Below are 20,660 nucleotides of genomic sequence, written 5' to 3' on the forward strand. Positions count from 1 at the left end.
CCACCGGAACGGCGAGAGTGAACAGGGAAGACGTTAGCGAACGACATCCGCCAGCGCTTCTTCAAGGTCATACCAACGGAAGGGAAATCCGGCGGCTTCCAGTCGTTTGGGCAGGGCGCGTTGCCCACCCAGCACCAGTACCGATGATTCGCCCATCAGCAGGCGAATCACGGTGGCTGGTACGCGAAGAATGGCTGGCCGTTGCAGGGCATGTCCCAGCGCATGAGCAAACTGCTCATTGCGTACCGGATAGGGCGAGACCATGTTGAACGGCCCACGCAGGTCGTTATCCAGCAGCCAGAGAATCGCATTGACCATATCATCAATGTGGATCCAGGCCAGATACTGGCGACCGTTGCCAATGGGGCCACCGAGACCCAGACGAAACGGTGGAACCATTTTACCGAGGATCCCGCCCTTTGGTGCCAGCACCACGCCGGTACGCAGCAGGCAAACACGCGTTTTGTCGCTTTGCGCTTCGCAGGCAATTTGCTCCCAGCGTGCGCAAAGTTTATGGGTGAATTCGTTATGCGGCGGTTCTTCCTCAGTGACGACCACTTCGCCCAGATCGCCATAATAACCTGTGGCAGAACCTGAAATCAGGACTGACGGCGGGGTTTCACTGGCATTAATGAGGTCCGCCAGTTTCTGGGTGATGCGCCAGCGGCTCTGACACAAGCGATCTTTTTGCTCCGTCGTCCAGCGCTTGTCAGCAATGGGCTCACCGGCCAGGTTAATCACCGCGTCAAAACCGTCGAGATTTTGCTTATCTTCCAGCGTGTCCCACAGTGTCACCCGGTCATTGAGCTTTTCCCGGGCAGTATCGCGGTGGCGGGTCAGTACGGTCACCTGATGACCAAGTTCCTGCAGGCGCGGGACCAGGTGTCCTCCAATAAGGCCAGTCCCTCCAGTTACCAGTATCTTCATGCAGCCTCCCGTGATGTCGGTTAGCGCTGCCAGCTCAACGTCATGGAGACGGAATCGGCATAACGCAACGCGTGTAGTTTGTCGACTTCCACTTCAGCATAAGTGACCCAGTGGTGTTCGCGTGCGATATCGAGCACATCCTGGGTTAATTTTTCTAACAATGAGAAGCGATTGTTCTCAACGTGCAGGATGATATTTTTGGTGATCGTGCGGTAATTCAACGCATCATTGATATCTTCGCTGACGCGAGCCTTGTCCGCCGGATAGTGAATCGCAACGTTGATGACAATATCCTGTCGGTTATTGATCTCTTCCTCTTTGATGCCAATGAAAGTGCGTAAGCGAAGGTTTTTTATACGAATTATAGCGTCATGATGTGACATTGCAGGTCTCCTCCATGTATGAACTCTCGCATGATACACGAGAACCCGGTCGCGTTATCCTTTTGCTCACGCAGGATCCTGATGCGCCAGCATCATTGCGCGCTCTGTGGCGGGCCGACTGCGAATGCGCTCAAACCAATTCTTCACGGCAGGAAAGATGTCCAGGTCGACGCGCTGACGCTGCCAGGCGTTCACCCACGGCCAGCAGGCGATATCGGCAATGCTGTAATGCTCGCCGCCCAGCCACGGCGACATCTCCAGCCGTTTATTGAGAACGTTATACAGCCGTTGTGTTTCAACCTGATAGCGCTCAATAGCGTAGGGGATGGACTGTGGAGCAAAATGGTTGAAATGGTGGTTTTGACCAAGCATTGGGCCCAGCCCGCCCACCTGCCAGAACAGCCATTGCAGCGTGCTATGGCGCTCGCGTAATTCACCGCTAAGCAACAGGCCGCTCTTTTCCGCCAGATAGAGCAAAATGGCACCGGACTCAAACAGGCTCAGCGATGTGCCGCCATCGAGCGGGTTATGATCGACGATGGCGGGAATTTTATTGTTGGGTGAAATGGCGAGGAAATCGGGGCGAAACTGATTACCCTTACTGATATCCACTTTAATTAATCGGTAGTCCAGCGCGGCTTCCTCAAGGAAGAGGGTAATCTTGTGCCCATTGGGTGTCGGGGCGTAATAGAGGTCGATCATTTCTGCTCCACAACGTGTTTATCGGATAAGCCAACCACAAGTATAGAAAGCCTGTCGTGCTGTGTGAGTTTTCATCAGGTGACAGCGAGCGAAAGACCCTCTATGTTGGGAGAAAAGCCTAATAAAGACGAGGATGCCATGAGTAAACCCACTATCACGCTGTGGTCCGATGCAAACTATTTCTCCCCCTATGTGCTCTCCGTGTATGTCGCTTTGCAGGAAAAGGGACTGCCGTTTAGTCTGAAAACCGTCGATCTTAACAACGGTGAGCATCTACAACCGGGCTGGCAGGGGTATGCACTGACGCGTCGGGTACCGTTGCTGAACATCGATGGTTTTGAGTTGAGCGAGTCCTCCGCGATTGCTGAATACCTGGAAGACCGCTTTTCGCCACCCACCTGGGAGCGAATCTATCCTCACGACCTGCAAAAACGCGCGCGTGCGCGGCAGATACAGGCATGGTTGCGCAGTGATTTAATGCCCATTCGAGAAGAACGTCCGACAGATGTCGTTTTCGGTGGGGTAAAAAAAGGACCGCTGAGCGAGGTGGGGAAAATCAGCGCAGACAAACTGTTCTCCATAGCGGGGAATCTGCTGGCACATGACATGCCAAATCTTTTCGGTGAATGGTGTCTGGCCGATACTGATTTAGCATTGATGCTCAACCGTCTGGTTCTCAACGGCGACGACGTCCCGGAGCGACTGGCGGAATATGCAGCATTTCAGTGGCAACGCGCCTCTGTCCAGCGTTATATTGCGCTTTCCGCGAAGCGTTCAGGCTGATAAAACGTTTGTAATCCAGTATCATAATGCGGTTTTTGATGACACGGAGCATGTGATGAAACTGATGTTTGCATCCGACATTCATGGGTCCCTGCCCGCTACAGAACGCGTGCTGACCCTGTTTTCACAGAGCGGCGCGCAGTGGCTGGTGATACTGGGCGATATCCTCAACCACGGGCCGCGAAATGCGTTACCCGAAGGCTACGCACCCGCTCAGATCGCTGAGCGGCTCAATGAACAGGCGTCGCAGATTGTCGCGGTGCGGGGAAATTGTGATAGTGAAGTGGATCAAATGCTGCTGCAGTTTCCAATAACCGCGCCCTGGCAGCAGGTGCTACTGGAAAATCAGCGACTGTTTCTGACTCACGGTCATCTCTTTGGGCCGGATAACCTGCCGGCACTGCGGGCCGGTGATGTCCTGGTATACGGGCATACGCATCTGCCGGTGGCAGAAAAAAGAGGCGATATTTATCACTTCAACCCGGGTTCAGTAAGCATTCCGAAAGGTGGCTACCAGGCAAGTTATGGCCTGCTGGACGATAATGTTTTGAGCGTTATCGCACTCAATGATCAAAGTATCATTGCGCAGGTGGCGATTAATTCGTAATTTACCCCCACATATGTAAATGCGCCGTAAGAGCGCCAGAAAAAGAAGGTTTCCTGATGGTGGAACAGCGTCGTTTGGCAAGTACGGAATGGGTGGATATTGTGAATGAAGACAACGAAGTCATTGCACAATCCAGCCGGGAACAGATGCGAGCGCAGGGCCTGCGTCATCGTGCGACCTATATTGTTGTACACGACGGAATGGGCAAAATACTGGTGCAACGTCGTACCGAGACAAAAGACTTTTTACCCGGAATGTTAGATGCCACTGCCGGTGGCGTTGTGCAGGCTGACGAACAGTTGCTGGATTCTGCCCGCCGTGAAGCGGAAGAAGAGTTAGGCATCGCCGGTGTGCCATTCGCCGAACATGGTCAGTTCTACTTTGAAGATAAGAACTGTCGCGTCTGGGGTGCGCTGTTCAGCTGTGTGTCGCACGGCCCGTTCGCCTTGCAGGAAGAAGAGGTCAGCGAAGTTTGCTGGCTGACGCCGGAAGAAATTACCGCCCGCTGTGATGAATTCACGCCCGACTCGCTGAAAGCGCTGGCGCTGTGGATGACCCGTAACGCTAAAAATGAAGCGGCAAGGTCAGAGTCGCAACAGGAGAAGCAGGAAGAGGCGGAGTAACGCCCTTTCTGAACTAACCGTAAAAAGGAGCCATAAGCGGCTCCTTTTGTCTTTTAGTGGTATCCCATGATTTGAGCGCCAATCACCACCACGCTGGACATAATGAACAGCAGCCCCAGCAGCGTCGCACCCACTTTCAACCAGTTACGGAAATCCACCCGACAGACGCCTAATGTTGCCATCAGTGATGCAGAGGTCGGATAGATGATGTGGCTAAAGCCATCGCCAAACTGGAACGCCAGTACGGTGACCTGACGGTTAACCCCCACCAGATCGCCGAGCGGCGCTAACAGCGGCATGGTCAGCGCCGCCTGGCCCGATCCCGACGTTACAAAGAAATTAAACACTGCCTGGAAGAGCAGCATAAACCACGCGGCAACGGCGTTGTCCAGTCCGCTGATGCCGTTGGCGATGCTGTGTAACAGCGTATTGAGCACGCTGGCGTCACCCGCTTCGCCGTTGCCTACCAACAGTAAAATGCCTTTGGCAAAACCTACCAGCAGGGCGGGGGCAATCATCATGCGTGCGCCTTCGGTGAATGAGGACGCCATAATGTTGACCGTCATGCCGTTAAGACGGAAGACAACGGCGATAATGCCAATGACCAGGCCCATGGTGAAGAACTGGCTGGCTATCTCCGGAATAAACCATGCGTTGACGATAACGCCCCAGACCACCCAAACCATCACCCCGGTCAGTACCAGCAGCACCAGCCAGTCGCCGATTGTGAAGCGGCGCTCGACAACGTAATCCTGCTGTTCGCGAAAGAAACGGTCAGATTCATGCACGCGTGACAGAAGCGGATTCTTTTTCACCCGCGAGGCATAGACCAGGGTAAACGTCAGACCGATCAGTGTCGAAATAACCCATACCACGATGCGCAGACCGGAACCGGAGAGGACCGGTACGCCGGCAATGCCCTGCGCGACCACCACGCAGAAAGGGTTCATCCATGAACTGGCAAAGCCAATTTGTGTCGCAATATAGGTCACTAACACCGTGGTGATACTGTCATACCCCAGTCGCACCATCAGCGGCGCGATGATGATCGCGAAGGCAACCGCCTCTTCTCCCATGCCGAACACCGCACCGCCCAGCGAGAAGAGAATAAACAGTACCGGGATAAACAGAACCTCGTTGCCTTTGGTATGACGGATGAGCGCAAGGATGCCGTTATCAATAGTTCCCGTGCGCATAACGATGCCAAACGCACCGCCAATTACCAGCATAAACATGATGATACCGACGGCGGTACCGAATTTAGAGCCGGAGGTCAGCCCTTCGAACGGGAAGTTCATCAGTCCCGGGCTTTCATCGCCGGTAGTGAAGAATTTAACCGGATGATACTGCGCTTCACCGGCCTCGTTGGTCAGAATACGGAAAGAGTGGGGGTCAACCACTTTACGGGTTTTTGTCTGACCATCCACCTGGTATTGCACCTCCTGGCTGTCGAACATCCCGACGGGGACAACCCAGGTCGCAAGGCTGGTTAAAATGGCGACAAAGAAAATAATGACCAGCGTATCGGGCATGGCCCATTTTCTGGCTGGCTGTGTTTCGGTTACTGCAGACATGAAAGACTATCCCTGTTGCAAAGCAAAGAGGCTAAGTATGCAAACAGGCGAATGGTTATTCATTGATGCAGCGCAGTTAAGCAAATAAATCCGTTTTTGCATTGCCAGAAACGGCAATAAAAAAGCCGGAAATCAGGGTGATTTCCGGCTTTTGACCGGGCCCGTCTGGACCCAGCGGAGACAACTTACTGCTGTTGTGAAGACTGAATCGCGGTCAGAGCGATGGTGTAGACGATATCGTCAACCAGCGCGCCACGGGACAGGTCGTTCACCGGCTTGCGCATACCCTGCAGCATCGGCCCGATGGAGATCAGGTCGGCAGAACGCTGTACCGCTTTGTAAGTGGTGTTACCGGTGTTCAGATCCGGGAAGATGAACACGGTAGCGCGACCCGCAACCGGAGAGTTCGGCGCTTTGGATTTTGCCACGTCAGCCATCACGGCGGCATCGTACTGCAGCGGACCGTCGATCATCAGGTCAGGACGTTTTTCCTGTGCAAGACGAGTTGCTTCACGCACTTTCTCAACGTCGCTACCCGCACCAGAGGTGCCGGTGGAGTAGGAGAGCATTGCGACGCGCGGTTCGATACCAAAGGCAATGGCAGAGTCAGCAGACTGGATAGCGATTTCAGCCAGCTGTTCTGCGGTCGGATCCGGGTTGATCGCGCAGTCGCCGTAAACGTAAACCTGTTCTGGCAGCAGCATGAAGAAGACGGAGGAAACCAGTGAACTGCCTGGCGCAGTTTTGATAAGCTGCAGCGGCGGACGAATGGTGTTAGCCGTGGTGTGAACAGCGCCTGATACCAGACCGTCAACTTCGTCTTGTTCCAGCATCAGCGTACCGAGCACCACGTTGTCTTCCAGCTGTTCGCGGGCAACGGTTTCGGTCATGCCTTTGCTCTTACGCAGTTCAACCAGACGCGCGACATAGCTTTCGCGAACCACTTCCGGGTCCACGATTTCGATGCCAGCGCCTAGCTCAACGCCCTGAGAGGCCGCAACGCGGTTGATCTCTTCCGGGTTACCCAGCAGTACGCAGGTTGCGATACCACGTTCAGCACAGATGGCTGCCGCTTTCACGGTACGCGGTTCGTCGCCTTCTGGCAGCACAACGCGTTTACCGGCTTTACGCGCCAGTTCGGTCAGCTGATAGCGGAAGGCTGGAGGAGACAGACGACGGCTACGCTCAGAGGTCGCGGTCAGGGACTCGATCCAGTCAGCGTTGATGTAGTTCGCCACGTATTCCTGAACTTTCTCGATGCGTGCGTGATCGTCAACCGGCACTTCCAGGTTGAAGCTCTGCAGGCTCAGAGAAGTTTGCCAGGTGTTGGTGTTCACCATGAATACCGGCAGGCCGGTAGCGAAAGCGCGTTCACACAGTTTAGAGATGCGCGCATCCATTTCGTAGCCACCGGTCAGCAGCAGGGCGCCGATTTCAACGCCATTCATCGCGGCCAGACACGCGGCAACCAGCACGTCCGGACGGTCAGCGGAGGTGACCAGCAGGGAACCGGCGCGGAAGTGTTCCAGCATGTGCGGAATGCTACGCGCACAGAAAGTGACAGACTTCACGCGACGCGTATTGATGTCGCCTTCGTTGACGATGGTGGCATTCAGGTGGCGCGCCATGTCGATCGCACGGGTCGCGATCAGCTCAAAGCTCCACGGCACTGCGCCGAGAACCGGCAGTGGGCTGCTCGCGGTGAGCTGTGCCGGATCGACTTTTACGACCTGCGCTTTGGAAGAGTCGTCGAAAATCTCAGACAGATCCGGACGGGTACGACCTTGTTCATCAACCGGAGCGTTCAGTTTGTTCACGATAACGCCGGTGATGTTGGTGTTTTTTGCGCCGCCGAAGCTGCTGCGAGTCAGTTCAATACGCTCGTTCAACTGTTCCGGCGTATCGGTGCCCTGAGACATGACGAAGACGATTTCCGCGTTCAGCGTTTTAGCGATTTCGTAGTTCAGAGACTGCGCGAACTGGTGTTTACGGGTTGGGACCAGGCCTTCAACCAGTACCACTTCTGCGTCTTTGGTGTTCGCATGGTAGTTTGCGATGATCTCTTCCATCAGCACATCTTTCTGATTGCTGGACAGCAGAGACTCTACGTGGCTCATCTTCAGCGGTTCAGCCGCGGTGACAGAAGAGTTTGCACGAACGATAGCGGTGGTCTGGTCTGGCGCATCGCCACCGGCGCGTGGCTGGGCGATGGGCTTAAAGACACTCAGACGAACGCCTTTGCGTTCCATAGCACGGATGACGCCGAGGCTGACGCTGGTCAGGCCGACGCTGGTTCCGGTAGGGATCAGCATAATAATACGGGACACGGTTTATCCTCTTTCGTTACCGCCCGTTGGGCGGGTTACAAAACAGCACCGCCAGCTTAGCTGGCGGTGTGATATCAGGCAGTCAGACGGCTCGCGTCTTGCGCGATAACCAGTTCTTCGTTGGTTGGGATCACCACCGCAGGACGGGTACCTTCTTTGTTGATGAAACCAGATTTGCCGAAACGGGCAGCCAGGTTACGTTCATGATCAACTTCAAAGCCCAGCACGCCCAGTTTACCCAGGGACAGCTCGCGAACCATGGCCGCGTTCTCACCGATACCGCCGGTGAAGACAACCGCGTCCAGACGACCGTCCATCAGCGCCGTGTAGGAACCGATGTACTTCGCCAGACGGTGGCAGTAAACGTCCATTGCACGTTTCGCGTCTTCTTTGGTGGTGTAGTTGTCTTCAACATAACGGCAGTCGCTGGTCACTTCGGTCAGACCCAGCAGGCCGGATTCTTTGGTCAGCATCTTGTTGATCTGATCAACGCTCATGCCCAGTGTGTCGTGCAGGTGGAAAATGATTGCCGGGTCGATGTCACCAGAGCGGGTACCCATCACCAGACCTTCCAGCGGAGTCAGGCCCATAGAGGTATCAACACATTTACCATTGCGGATAGCAGAAACAGAACCCCCGTTGCCCAGGTGGCACGTGATGATGTTCAGCTCTTCTACCGGTTTGTTCAGCATTTTTGCCGCTTCCTGGGTAACGAAGAAGTGGCTGGTACCGTGCGCGCCATAACGACGAACGCCGTGTTCTTTGTACAGGCTGTACGGCAGGGCATAGAGGTAAGACTCTTCCGGCATGGTCTGATGGAACGCGGTGTCAAACACTGCCACATTTTTGTCTTTCAACTGCGGGAAGGATTTCAGTGCTTCTGCAATCCCGATCAGGTGAGCCGGGTTATGCAGCGGTGCGAAAGAGGCAGAATCTTTGATGCCCTGAATAACAGAGTCATCGATAACCACGGAGCTGGTATACTTCTCGCCGCCGTGTACGATACGGTGACCGATTGCAGTCAACTGCGCAGACAGTTCTGGTTTTTGTGCCAGAATAGTATTAACGATAAAGTTCAGCGCTTCACTGTGAGCGGCGCCTGCACCTAAAGCCGCTTCTTGTTTACCGCCGTCCATTTTCCATTTGATACGTGCTTCAGGGAGATGGAAACATTCGGCTAAACCAGAAAGGTACTCTTCACCGTTAACTGCATCGATGATTGCAAATTTCAGTGAGGAGCTACCGCAGTTCAGAACCAGTACTAACTTACTCGACATGGAAGTACCTATTATTGATACGTGGCTAAAAAAACGTCAGGGAGCCATAGAGCGTAGCGCAGTGTGACGCTGACATTTATGATTAACATCATGCCAGTTGTCTTTTTTGGCATGATGGAAGAAATACCTTTGAGTCTATGCCATTTTGCGTATTTTTCAGCCAATGGCATACTATATGTAAATTTGACGACTCAATGATTTTGGACTACAGGCCTTTTACAGGCCGCTACAGGATACCCGATAGTGGGTATCAATGACAAAATGTTTTGAACGTTGTCCCGTATAGTTGTTGTTTTGCACAAATATTTGAAATTTTATATGTGAAGTTGAGGTAAGCCATGTCGACGCCGGATCATCGCTCCGTAAATTTTTTTAGCCTTTTTTGTCGGGGGCAACATTACTCAAAGACGTGGCCAATGGAAAAGCGCCTGGCACCCGTCTTTGTTGAGAACCGCGTGATTCGGATGACACGTTACGCTATTCGCTTTATGCCGCCGATCGCTATCTTTACCCTGTGCTGGCAGATAGCACTGGGCGGCCAGTTAGGGCCTGCCGTCGCCACCGCGTTGTTCGCGCTCAGCCTGCCGATGCAGGGGCTATGGTGGTTAGGGAAGCGTTCCGTCACGCCGCTGCCGCCCTCGATCCTGAACTGGTTCTATGAAGTCAGAGGCAAATTACAGGAGGCGGGGCAAGCGCTCTCCCCAGTTGAAGGGAAGCCGGATTACCAGGCGTTAGCTGACACGCTTAAGCGTGCCTTCAAACAACTGGATAAAACTTTCCTTGATGATTTGTAATTGCCCCCTGATTACGCATATAAAAGAAGGCATATTAATGCCTTCTTTTTTTTCACCGTTGTAGAGTGATACAGGAGTCCCAAATGGAAATGACCAACGCTCAACGTCTTATTTTGTCTAATCAATACAAAATGATGACTATGCTCGATCCGACTAACGCCGAGCGTTATCGTCGTCTGCAGACGATCATTGAACGCGGTTACGGTCTGCAAATGCGCGAACTGGATCGGGAATTTGGCGAGCTGAAAGAGGAAACCTGTCGTACGGTTATCGACATCATGGAGATGTATCACGCTCTGCATGTCTCCTGGGCCAACCTGAAAGATGCGCAAAGTATTGATGAACGTCGGGTAACCTTCCTGGGCTTTGATGCTGCAACGGAAGCGCGCTATCTCGGTTATGTTCGCTTTATGGTGAATGTGGAAGGACGTTACACCCATTTTGATGCCGGCACGCACGGTTTCAACGCGCAGACCCCAATGTGGGAAAAATACCAGCGGATGTTAAGCGCGTGGCATGCCTGCCCGCGTCAGTATCATTTGAGCGCCAACGAAATCAACCAAATCATCAATGCCTGAGGAGGTGAACGTGCAATGCAAGGGCTTTCTGTTTGACCTGGATGGAACGCTGGTTGACTCGTTACCTGCTGTGGAACGCGCATGGTGTAACTGGGCCGATCGTTTTGGGCTGACGCATGACGAAGTGTTAAGTTTTGTTCATGGCAAGCAGGCGATTACCTCTTTGCGCCATTTCATGGTGGGCAAACCTGAGGCGGAAATCGCTGCGGAGTTTACGCGTCTGGAGCAAATAGAAGCGACAGAAACGGCGGGCATCACCGCGCTGCCTGGCGCGGTTGCGCTGCTTAACCATCTGAACAAGGCCGGGATCCCGTGGGCGATTGTGACATCAGGGTCGATGCCGGTTGCGCGCGCACGTCATCAGGTGGCCAACCTGCCAGCCCCGGAGGTTTTCGTGACCGCTGAGCGGGTCAAACGTGGTAAGCCGGAGCCGGATGCTTATCTGCTCGGCGCGCAACTGCTTGGTTTAGCGCCGCACGAATGTGCGGTGGTGGAGGATGCCCCTGCGGGCGTGCTCTCGGGACTCGCCGCAGGCTGCCATGTTATCGCAGTAAATGCCCCGGCGGATACGCCGCGTCTGGATGAGGTCGATTTCACCCTGACCAGCCTGGAGCAGCTTTCGGTGACCATACAACCGAATGGTGATGTGGTTGTATTAAGAAATACCTGATCATGATTTAGCCCCGGCTTGTCGGGGCTTTTTTATGGCAGAATCATTCCATCTTCTCATCTGACAAGGATAGGTTGTGAACGGTGAATTGATCTGGGTTCTCTCGCTGTTGGCGATTGCTGTGATTTTGTTTGCGACGGGCAGAGTGCGTATGGACGCGGTAGCTCTGTTTGTCATCGTAGCCTTTGTTCTCAGTGGCACACTGACCCTTACTGAGGCCTTTTCGGGATTCAGCGACCCTAATGTGGTGTTGATTGCCGCGCTGTTTATCATCGGCGACGGGCTGGTACGCACCGGCGTGGCGACCGTCATGGGCACCTGGCTGGTGAAAATGGCAGGCAGTAGCGAAATCAAAATGCTGGTCCTGCTGATGCTGACCGTTGCCGGACTGGGCGCGTTTATGAGTTCAACCGGCGTCGTTGCTATCTTTATTCCCGTGGTACTCAGTGTCTCGATGCGTATGCAAACGTCGCCGTCGCGCCTGATGATGCCGCTCAGTTTCGCCGGGCTTATCAGCGGCATGATGACGCTGGTGGCCACCCCGCCCAACCTGGTCGTTAACAGTGAATTGTTGCGCGAAGGCTATGCCGGTTTCAGCTTCTTCAGCGTCACGCCTATCGGCCTCGTCGTGCTGGTGCTGGGCATTATCTATATGCTGCTGATGCGCTTTATGCTCAAAGGCGACAATCCACAACAGCAGCGAGATAGCTGGAAACGTCGCACCTTTCGCGATCTGATCAAAGAATATCGCCTGACAGGGCGCGCGCGTCGACTGGCGATTCGTCCGGGGTCACCGATGATCGGTCAGCGCCTCGACGATCTTAAACTGCGTGAGCGCTATGGCGCCAACGTGATCGGCGTCGAACGCTGGCGGCGTTTTCGGCGGGTGATCGTAAACGTGAATGGGGTATCGGAGTTTCGCGCCCGTGACGTGTTACTGATTGACATGTCCGCCGCTGATGTCGATCTCCGTGAATTTTGTAGCGAGCAATTGCTGGAGCCAATGGTGCTGCGTGGGGAGTATTTCTCTGACCAGGCGCTGGATGTGGGAATGGCGGAAATCTCGCTGATCCCGGAATCGGAGTTGATTGGCAAGTCGGTGCGGGAAATCGGTTTTCGTACCCGCTATGGGCTGAATGTGGTTGGCCTGAAACGTGACGGCGTGGCGATCGAAGGTTCGCTTGCCGATGAGCCGCTGCTGATGGGCGATATTATCCTGGTCGTCGGTAACTGGAAACTGATCGGGATGCTGGCAAAGCAGGGGCGAGATTTTGTCGCGCTGAACCTGCCAGAAGAGGTGAGCGAGGCTTCCCCGGCGCACAGCCAGGCCCCGCACGCGATTTTTTGTCTGGTGCTGATGGTTGCGCTGATGCTGACTGACGAAATTCCTAATCCCATCGCGGCGATTATTGCCTGTCTGCTGATGGGGAAATTTCGCTGTATTGATGCCGAAAGCGCCTACAAAGCCATTCACTGGCCCAGTATCATTTTGATCGTCGGCATGATGCCTTTTGCGCTGGCGCTGCAAAAAACCGGTGGTGTGGATCTGGTCGTGAAAGGATTGATGGACGTGGGCGGCGGTTATGGCCCGTACATGATGCTGGGCTGTCTGTTTACGCTGTGCGCGACCATCGGTCTGTTTATCTCGAATACCGCGACGGCGGTATTAATGGCGCCGATTGCGTTGGCGGCGGCGAAGTCGATGGGCGTTTCTCCCTATCCCTTTGCGATGGTGATCGCGATGGCGGCCTCGGCGGCCTTTATGACGCCGGTTTCATCACCGGTCAACACGCTGGTGTTAGGACCAGGGAATTACAGCTTTAGCGATTTTATTAAGCTGGGCGTACCGTTCACCATTATCGTTATGGCGGTATGCGTGGTGATGATCCCGATGTTGTTTCCGTTTTAATGTTGTATCGCATTGCCGGATGGAGCTGATGCGCATCCGGCAAACCGTTACAGCGGAGAGTCCTGGCTAATTTCATCGAGAGACAGGTGAAAACTGGGGACGAAGACTTCCATAAAGTAATCCATCTCTGGGCTGCGGCGTGACTCCAGCGTTTTTTCCAGTCGCGTCTTTGCCAGCAGGAATTCATTATTCCCTGCCGACAACTCTTCCAGACACTTCAGATAAGCACACAGCGCATCGGCCTGTTTCACAATCGACTTTTCATCTTCGCTATATGCATGCTCATCAATCAGCGGGGCAAAAATATCCCGCAGCTCATCGGGCACCATATCGACCAGTTTCTGCTGAGCGATTTTCTCAATAGCCTTATATTCCTGGGCGATTTGCGAATTGAAATATTTTACCGGCGTGGGCAGATCCCCGGTCAGCACTTCTGACGCATCGTGATACATCGCCAACAGCGCAATGCGTTCGGCATTAACCTGACCGGCAAACTTACGGTTTTTGATCGCCGCCAGCGCGTGGGCCACCATCGCGACCTGGAGACTGTGCTCAGAGACGTTTTCTGTGCGCACATTGCGCATTAAAGGCCAACGGTTAATGAGTTTGAGGCGGGAGAGGTGGGCAAAAAAATGGCTCTGCTTCATAGTGACCTTTTCATGATGACAACCTAGAGGTCATTGTGCGCAGAGAAGGCCGCCGGATGCAAATGCTCGTCATACTTCACGTTGCAGGACAAAACACCCAGGGTGTTTTGTCCTGCAACGCATTTTGGATTAAAGCTGGTGATATCCCGACAAGAAACGTGCAAATTTGCTCAGCGACATCTCTATGTCGTCGATGCGGGGCAGGGTGACGATGCGCACGTGATCCGGCCACGGCCAGTTAAATGCCGTCCCCTGAACCAGCAGGACTTTTTCCTGTAACAGAAAATCGAGCACCATTTTCTGGTCGTCATGAATATTGAAGCGCTTCGCGTCAATTTTCGGGAACATATACAGCGCACCGCGCGGCTTCACGCAGGAGACGCCCGGAATATCGTTGATCAATTCCCAGGCGCGATTGCGCTGCTCATACAGACGACCGCCGGGCATGATGAATTCACTGATACTCTGGTAACCGCCCAGTGCCGTCTGAATGGCATGCTGTGCCGGCACGTTGGCGCAAAGACGCATCGATGCCAGCATTTCCAGCCCTTCGATATAACCTTTCGCATGCTTCTTCGGCCCGTTGAGAACCATCCAGCCCTGACGGAAACCGGCCACGCGATAGGTTTTGGACAGGCCGTTAAAGGTCACGGTCAGTAGATCCGGTGCCATCGCGGCGATGGAATGGTGCTCGGCGTCGTCATACAGGATCTTATCGTAGATCTCATCGGCAAAAATAATGAGATCATTCTGCCGCGCGATCTCGACGATCTCCATCAACAGCTCTTTGGAATAAACCGCGCCGGTCGGGTTGTTCGGGTTAATGATGACGATCCCACGGGTACGCGGCGTGATTTTGGCGCGGATGTCATCAAGGTCCGGGAACCAGTCGGATGATTCATCGCACAGGTAATGCACCGCATTGCCGCCGGAAAGCGCGACCGCCGCCGTCCACAGCGGATAATCCGGCGCGGGCACCAGCATTTCGTCCCCACTGTTCAGTAATGCCTGCATCGCCTGCACGATCAGCTCTGAAACGCCATTACCGATGTAGATATCTTCGACGGTGACGTCACGCATGCCACGCGCCTGATAGTGCTGCATGATGGCTTTACGCGCGGAATAGAGGCCTTTGGAATCGGAATAACCTTGTGCAGTAGGCAGATTACGGATGACATCCACCAGAATTTCATCGGGGGCGTCAAAGCCAAAAGGGGCGGGGTTACCAATGTTCAGTTTCAGAACCTTATTGCCTTCTTCTTCAAGGCGTTTCGCTTCCTTCAGAACAGGACCGCGGATGTCATAACAGACGTTATCTAATTTGCTGGATTTCTCAATGGGGGACATGAACCTTGACCTTTATGCTGTTATCACCACTTCCTGCCGTGGAAGTCAGTTTGGAACAATGTACTCCCCCAGCGGGGCGTTTTGAAGGCTTTGCAGAAGAAGATTTTGCTGAATGGTGACGTGCTATTGTGCTGTCATTGACTGATTTTTACGTAATATATAGAGATAAAAATAGGTTATGCCGATTTTTATAGCATGATATTGCGATTTTTACGTTCACGGGTGGCCGATTCTCTTGCTTACAAAAAGGTTCAGCGCCCGTGAAATTTCGGGGAGAATTCTGACGTCATTTAATAATTCGTAAATACTGAAAGATTAATCATTGCCCGTGTTATCGGGATGTACGGGAACCCTGGCTGTGTAAATCTAATGTTAAGCAGGATTTATGAATGACCTGGAATCTCATTAATTATTATTTAATAATTAAAAAGGCTTTACGCAAGGCGCGAATAATAGCGAGTTGATTTGAGAAACATAACAAAACTTTGCATCAGATTATTCGCATTAATGCTTATAAATAAAAAGGTTTTAGGTTAAGATACGCATGATGAAATGACATGTGGCCGCATGATTTGTTAATATCCCGAATGGGTTTTTGTGGCTAACTTACTGCCATGTATGCTTATTTCTCGTTGATGTATGCCCGGTTCCATTCTTTACATTTACACTTTTTACATCCAGAAAATGGCAGAAATCTACATAGGCTTTAATAGGTCAGCCCGTTCTTAACGAAATAACCTGAGAGTTCGCGTAAGGTATTATTACGTAAGAAAGAGGGTAGCATTTCGCCAGTCACATGATATACCTATTTACTTTCACCTGCTGTCAGCGGGTGACTCTGCTAAGGAAGCGCATTACAAACGGAATTGCTTGATTTTGTATGCACAGCATTAACAAGCTCAGTATGAGCCGCCAGTAAGTGAAAAATTATGATAAATGCAAATCGTCCGATAATTAACCTCGACCTCGATCTGCTGAGAACATTTGTTGCTGTTGCCGATCTGAACACATTTGCAGCAGCAGCTGCAGCGGTGTGTCGTACTCAGTCTGCGGTGAGCCAACAGATGCAGCGCCTCGAACAGCTCGTGGGAAAAGAACTCTTCGCTCGTCACGGTCGTAACAAACTGTTGACTGAACACGGCATTCAGCTTTTGGGTTACGCCAGAAAAATCCTACGTTTCAATGATGAGGCCTGCTCATCATTGATGTTCAGCAATCTTCAGGGAGTATTAACTATCGGGGCTTCGGATGAATCCGCCGATACGATACTGCCTTTCCTCCTGAATCGCATTAGCTCGGTTTATCCGAAGCTTGCGCTGGATGTCAGAGTGAAGCGAAATGCCTTCATGCTCGATATGCTGAAATCGCAAGAGGTGGATCTGATCGTCACCACTAACCGTCCCGGACCGTTTGAGAGCCTGACGCTGCGTACCTCGCCGACACACTGGTATTGTGCCGCAGAGTATGTGCTGCAAAAGGGCGAACCGGTTCCGCTGGTATTGTTGGATGATCCCAGTCCGTTCCGTGATGTGGTCCTTGCCACCCTGAATGCGGCGAACATCCCCTGGCGACTGGCCTATGTGGCGTCGACATTGCCGGCCGTGCGCGCGGCGGTGAAAGCTGGTCTTGGCGTGACGGCGCGTCCGGTAGAAATGATGAGTCCGGATCTACGCGTGCTGGGGGCAGTTGACGGATTACCGCCGTTGCCGGACACCGAATACCTGCTGTGCCGTGACCCGGCCTCGAAGAACGATCTGGCGCAGGTTATCTATCAGGCGATGGATACCTGGCAGAATCCGTGGCAGTACAGCCCAATTACCCCAGAAGGGGGAGATGATTCCGTGCTGGTCCAGGGAGACTATGAGTAACGGGTCACAAAAAAAGCATTAAAAAGGGCAAGTGTAAAAAAGAGCCACTGGAGATTAAAAAACATCCAGTGGTTCTTTTTTTGTACTAATATCCTTAACGGGCAGGAGGAAAAAGGTAAAAATCCTCATAAATCAGCGAGTAGACGTTGCGATTAAAAAATGCGTAAAAAAGAAGCGAAATTCGCAGGTCAACCCTCTCATGTTAAAAAACGAGAGAAATTGTTGCTGTTTTTTGAGGTGGATTAACAAAAGCGTGTCACAGATCAAGAAAATACTCCCTTTTAGGGGAAGGCTTTTGGATCAATTCCTGTCAAAATAGGCGCGTTTTTTTCTACTTACTTCACAACGGACACGATTCAACAACATCCCCATTTAGCCTGTGAATCGATCGACACGGTGCTAAAGCGCATTAAATGTTAAGGGTGTTGTTGTCATGTAAATTAATGTGAGGAAACTTTTGTTAAAGTTGACAAAAGGTTATAGAAAGGAGTAAAAAACCCCATCAATTGGCTGTCTAAAACATTTTCTGCAGCGATTGTAAGGTTTTTTTTATTCCTCCCCATGAATCGATGTGGCGTTCATCTGCCGAAAAGAGCAGAGAATTTGGCGCTACTTTTGATGAGTAAGCAATGAGTATGTCAACATCCACTGAAGTCATCGCTCATCACTGGGCATTCGCTATCTTTCTTATTGTTGCCATTGGCCTGTGCTGCCTGATGCTTATCGGCGGTTGGTTTTTAGGCGGTCGCGCACGCGCGAGGTCAAAAAACACCCCGTTTGAATCAGGTATCGACTCGGTCGGCACCGCCCGCTTACGCCTGTCTGCCAAGTTTTATCTGGTAGCCATGTTCTTCGTTATCTTCGACGTTGAAGCGCTGTATCTGTTCGCATGGTCGACCTCTATCCGCGAAAGCGGTTGGGTAGGCTTTGTGGAAGCTGCAATTTTTATTTTTGTGTTACTGGCAGGTCTGGTTTATCTGGTGCGTATTGGCGCGCTGGACTGGACGCCCGCGCGTTCACGCCGCGAGCGTATGAACCCGGAAACGAACAGTATCGCTAATCGTCAACGCTAACCGCGAGGCATTAAGATGGATTATACGCTCACCCGCATAGATCCTAACGGTGAGAACGACCGTTACCCCCTGCAAAAACTGGAGATCGTAACCGACCCCCTGGAACAGGAAGTTAACAAGAACGTGTTCATGGGCAAACTGCATGACATGGTTAACTGGGGTCGCAAAAACTCAATCTGGCCTTATAACTTCGGCCTTTCCTGCTGCTACGTAGAGATGGTGACCTCGTTCACCGCCGTACATGACGTGGCGCGCTTTGGCGCGGAAGTCCTGCGTGCTTCACCACGTCAGGCTGACTTGATGGTGGTAGCGGGGACCTGCTTTACCAAAATGGCGCCGGTCATTCAGCGTCTTTACGATCAGATGCTGGAGCCGAAATGGGTCATTTCCATGGGCGCATGTGCCAACTCCGGCGGTATGTACGATATTTATTCGGTCGTGCAGGGCGTTGATAAGTTTATCCCTGTGGATGTTTACATCCCGGGTTGCCCGCCGCGTCCGGAAGCGTACATGCAGGCGTTAATGCTGTTGCAGGATTCCATTGGCAAAGAACGTCGTCCGCTCTCCTGGGTGGTTGGCGATCAGGGCGTTTATCGCGCCAACATGCAGTCAGAGCGCGAGCGTAAACGCGGCGAACGTATTGCAGTAACGAATCTGCGTACACCAGACGAGATTTAATTTGCGCCTGTCGGCAGCAGCATTTTACTTCGCCTATCACTACATAAATCGCGCGAAGCTCTGTCGACAGTCACCACGGACCATTTGCAATGGTGAACAATATGACCGACTTAACCGCGCAAGAAGCCGCATGGCAGACCCGGGATCACCTTGATGACCCGGTCATCGGCGAACTGCGCAACCGTTTTGGGCCGGATGCCTTTACCGTTCAGGCGACTCGCACCGGGGTACCCGTTGTTTGGGTCAAGCGTGAACAATTACTGGAAGTGGGCGATTTCTTAAAGAGGTTGCCGAAACCTTACGTCATGCTGTTTGACTTACACGGCATGGACGAACGTCTGCGCACACACCGCGAAGGGTTACCCGCCGCGGATTTTTCCGTTTTCTACCACCTGATTTCCATTGAACGCAATCGCGATATCATGCTCAAGGTGGCCTTGTCTGAAAACGACCTGCGTGTACCGACCTTCACCAAACTGTTCCCGAACGCTAACTGGTATGAGCGTGAAACCTGGGACATGTTTGGTATTGAATTTGACGGACACCCGCACCTGACGCGTCTGTTGATGCCGCCAACCTGGAAAGGCCATCCGCTGCGTAAAGACTACCCGGCGCGTGCTACCGAATTCGATCCGTTTGAGCTGACCAAAGCGAAGCAGGATCTGGAAATGGAAGCGCTGACCTTCAAACCGGAAGACTGGGGCATGCAGCGTGGTACCGAAAACGAGGACTTTATGTTCCTCAACCTCGGCCCGAACCACCCGTCTTCACACGGTGCATTCCGTATTGTTCTTCAGCTTGATGGCGAAGAGATTGTCGACTGTGTGCCTGACATCGGTTACCACCACCGTGGTGCTGAAAAGATGGGCGAACGTCAGTCTTGGCATAGCTACATTCCGTATACCGACCGTATCGAATACCTCGGCGGCTGCGTCAACGAGATGCCGTACGTGCTGGCAGTGGAAAAACTGGCGGGCATTACCGTACCGGATCGCGTTAACGTTATCCGCGTGATGCTCTCCGAGCTGTTCCGCATTAACAGCCATCTGCTGTATATCTCGACGTTTATCCAGGACGTCGGCGCCATGACGCCGGTCTTCTTTGCCTTTACCGACCGTCAGAAAATCTACGACATCGTAGAAGCGGTCACCGGCTACCGTATGCACCCGGCCTGGTTCCGTATTGGCGGCGTGGCGCATGACCTGCCGCGCGGCTGGGACAAACTGCTGCGTGAATTCCTCGACTGGATGCCGAAGCGTCTGGCTTCTTACGAGAAAGCCGCACTGCAAAACACCATTCTGAAAGGGCGTTCGCAGGGCGTTGCCGCTTACGGTAAGAAAGAAGCGCTGGACTGGGGCTGCACCGGTGCGGCGCTGCGTGCGACCGGTATTGATTTCGACGTGCGTAAAGCACGCCCTTACTCTGGCTACGAAAACTTTGACTTTGAAGTGCCGGTTGGCGGCGGGGTTTCCGACTGCTACACCCGCGTAATGCTGAAAGTGGAAGAGCTGCGCCAGAGTCTGCGCATCCTTGAGCAGTGCCTCAACAACATGCCGGAAGGCCCGTTCAAAGCGGATCACCCGTTGACGACGCCGCCGCCGAAAGAGCGCACGCTGCAACATATCGAAACCCTGATCACCCACTTCCTGCAAGTGTCGTGGGGCCCGGTTATGCCGGCGAATGAGTCCTTCCAGATGGTGGAAGCGACTAAGGGTATCAACAGTTACTACCTGACCAGCGATGGCAGCACCATGAGTTATCGTACCCGTATTCGTACCCCGAGCTACGCGCATTTGCAGCAGATCCCGGTGGCAGTACGTGGCAGCCTGGTGTCCGACCTGATCGTCCATCTGGGTAGTATCGATTTTGTTATGTCAGATGTGGACCGCTAAT

Annotated in this window: 19 protein-coding genes; 11 read left to right on the top strand and 8 right to left on the bottom strand. The window is 52.9% G+C overall.

What is annotated here, in order from left to right:
- Window positions 1-33: 33 nt before the first annotated feature.
- The 3 genes from OGW13_RS16090 to yfcG all read right to left on the bottom strand — a co-directional run bounded on the left by OGW13_RS16090 (window position 34) and on the right by yfcG (window position 2,012).
- A complete protein-coding gene (locus OGW13_RS16090) occupies window positions 34-927 on the bottom strand; it encodes a TIGR01777 family oxidoreductase (protein WP_287116277.1) in 894 nt (297 codons plus the stop codon).
- Between the two features lie 20 nt (window positions 928-947).
- Window positions 948-1,310 (bottom strand): dihydroneopterin triphosphate 2'-epimerase, encoded by a 363-nt coding sequence (gene folX / locus OGW13_RS16095; protein WP_043000007.1) that lies wholly within the window; start codon window positions 1,308-1,310, stop codon window positions 948-950.
- A gap of 66 nt (window positions 1,311-1,376) precedes the next feature.
- Window positions 1,377-2,012, bottom strand: a complete 636-nt coding sequence (yfcG, locus tag OGW13_RS16100; RefSeq protein ID WP_142765297.1) for a GSH-dependent disulfide bond oxidoreductase — start codon at window positions 2,010-2,012, stop codon at window positions 1,377-1,379.
- A 138-nt stretch (window positions 2,013-2,150) separates the two neighbouring features.
- On the opposite strand from yfcG, the gene yfcF reads away from it, so the two are divergent.
- From yfcF to yfcD, 3 genes are read left to right on the top strand one after another with little or no spacing between them, the layout of a single operon-like run.
- The gene (yfcF, locus tag OGW13_RS16105) at window positions 2,151-2,795 is read left to right on the top strand and encodes a glutathione transferase (RefSeq protein ID WP_044258731.1); all 645 of its coding nucleotides are present in this window, start codon (window positions 2,151-2,153) and stop codon (window positions 2,793-2,795) included.
- Window positions 2,796-2,850: 55 nt separating this feature from the next.
- Window positions 2,851-3,402, top strand: coding sequence for a phosphodiesterase (yfcE, locus tag OGW13_RS16110; protein WP_287116278.1), 552 nt, complete (start codon window positions 2,851-2,853; stop codon window positions 3,400-3,402).
- A gap of 56 nt (window positions 3,403-3,458) precedes the next feature.
- The gene (gene yfcD, locus OGW13_RS16115; protein ID WP_042317782.1) at window positions 3,459-4,025 is read left to right on the top strand and encodes an NUDIX hydrolase YfcD; all 567 of its coding nucleotides are present in this window, start codon (window positions 3,459-3,461) and stop codon (window positions 4,023-4,025) included.
- Between the two features lie 53 nt (window positions 4,026-4,078).
- On the opposite strand, the gene yfcC is transcribed toward yfcD, so the two are convergent.
- The 3 genes from yfcC to ackA form a co-directional block, all read right to left on the bottom strand.
- On the bottom strand, window positions 4,079-5,599 hold the full coding sequence (gene yfcC, locus OGW13_RS16120) for a putative basic amino acid antiporter YfcC (RefSeq protein ID WP_287116279.1): 1,521 nt from the start codon (window positions 5,597-5,599) through the stop codon (window positions 4,079-4,081).
- 185 nt (window positions 5,600-5,784) lie between these two features.
- Window positions 5,785-7,926: a phosphate acetyltransferase gene (gene pta, locus OGW13_RS16125; protein WP_043000012.1), complete on the bottom strand. Its 2,142-nt coding sequence runs from the start codon at window positions 7,924-7,926 to the stop codon at window positions 5,785-5,787.
- 74 nt (window positions 7,927-8,000) lie between these two features.
- Window positions 8,001-9,203 carry an acetate kinase gene (ackA, locus tag OGW13_RS16130; RefSeq protein ID WP_042317795.1) on the bottom strand — a complete coding sequence of 401 codons (1,203 nt, stop codon included), beginning with the start codon at window positions 9,201-9,203 and terminating at the stop codon, window positions 8,001-8,003.
- 338 nt (window positions 9,204-9,541) lie between these two features.
- Here ackA and yfbV point away from each other — a divergent pair, with 338 nt between their 5' ends.
- The 4 genes from yfbV to OGW13_RS16150 all read left to right on the top strand — a co-directional run bounded on the left by yfbV (window position 9,542) and on the right by OGW13_RS16150 (window position 13,154).
- Entirely contained in the window at window positions 9,542-9,997 is a 456-nt protein-coding gene (gene yfbV, locus OGW13_RS16135; protein ID WP_287116280.1) for a terminus macrodomain insulation protein YfbV, read from the top strand.
- Between the two features lie 83 nt (window positions 9,998-10,080).
- Window positions 10,081-10,575, top strand: a complete 495-nt coding sequence (locus OGW13_RS16140) for a YfbU family protein (protein ID WP_042290698.1) — start codon at window positions 10,081-10,083, stop codon at window positions 10,573-10,575.
- Window positions 10,568-11,245: a sugar phosphatase gene (locus OGW13_RS16145; RefSeq protein ID WP_287116281.1), complete on the top strand. Its 678-nt coding sequence runs from the start codon at window positions 10,568-10,570 to the stop codon at window positions 11,243-11,245. Before OGW13_RS16140 ends, OGW13_RS16145 begins: the two co-directional genes overlap by 8 nt.
- 76 nt (window positions 11,246-11,321) lie before the next feature.
- Complete coding sequence (locus OGW13_RS16150) at window positions 11,322-13,154, top strand: SLC13 family permease (protein WP_099433995.1); 1,833 nt, start codon at window positions 11,322-11,324, stop codon at window positions 13,152-13,154.
- 47 nt (window positions 13,155-13,201) lie between these two features.
- On the opposite strand, the gene yfbR is transcribed toward OGW13_RS16150, so the two are convergent.
- Window positions 13,202-13,801 carry a 5'-deoxynucleotidase gene (gene yfbR / locus OGW13_RS16155; RefSeq protein WP_043000015.1) on the bottom strand — a complete coding sequence of 200 codons (600 nt, stop codon included), beginning with the start codon at window positions 13,799-13,801 and terminating at the stop codon, window positions 13,202-13,204.
- 129 nt (window positions 13,802-13,930) lie between these two features.
- Window positions 13,931-15,148 carry an alanine transaminase AlaA gene (alaA, locus tag OGW13_RS16160; RefSeq protein WP_043000016.1) on the bottom strand — a complete coding sequence of 406 codons (1,218 nt, stop codon included), beginning with the start codon at window positions 15,146-15,148 and terminating at the stop codon, window positions 13,931-13,933.
- Window positions 15,149-16,077: 929 nt separating this feature from the next.
- On the opposite strand from alaA, the gene lrhA reads away from it, so the two are divergent.
- The 4 genes from lrhA (at window position 16,078) to nuoC (ending at window position 20,659) form a co-directional block, all read left to right on the top strand.
- Window positions 16,078-17,016: a transcriptional regulator LrhA gene (lrhA, locus tag OGW13_RS16165; RefSeq protein WP_043000017.1), complete on the top strand. Its 939-nt coding sequence runs from the start codon at window positions 16,078-16,080 to the stop codon at window positions 17,014-17,016.
- 629 nt (window positions 17,017-17,645) lie between these two features.
- On the top strand, window positions 17,646-18,089 hold the full coding sequence (gene nuoA, locus OGW13_RS16170) for an NADH-quinone oxidoreductase subunit NuoA (RefSeq protein WP_042317806.1): 444 nt from the start codon (window positions 17,646-17,648) through the stop codon (window positions 18,087-18,089).
- Window positions 18,090-18,104: 15 nt separating this feature from the next.
- Complete coding sequence (nuoB, locus tag OGW13_RS16175; protein ID WP_287116282.1) at window positions 18,105-18,767, top strand: NADH-quinone oxidoreductase subunit NuoB; 663 nt, start codon at window positions 18,105-18,107, stop codon at window positions 18,765-18,767.
- An 89-nt stretch (window positions 18,768-18,856) separates the two neighbouring features.
- Entirely contained in the window at window positions 18,857-20,659 is a 1,803-nt protein-coding gene (gene nuoC / locus OGW13_RS16180) for an NADH-quinone oxidoreductase subunit C/D (RefSeq protein ID WP_080343264.1), read from the top strand.
- Window position 20,660 lies beyond the last annotated feature (1 nt).

This window comes from Citrobacter sp. Ca225 (assembly GCF_030337175.1).
Lineage (GTDB): Bacteria > Pseudomonadota > Gammaproteobacteria > Enterobacterales > Enterobacteriaceae > Citrobacter_A > Citrobacter_A amalonaticus.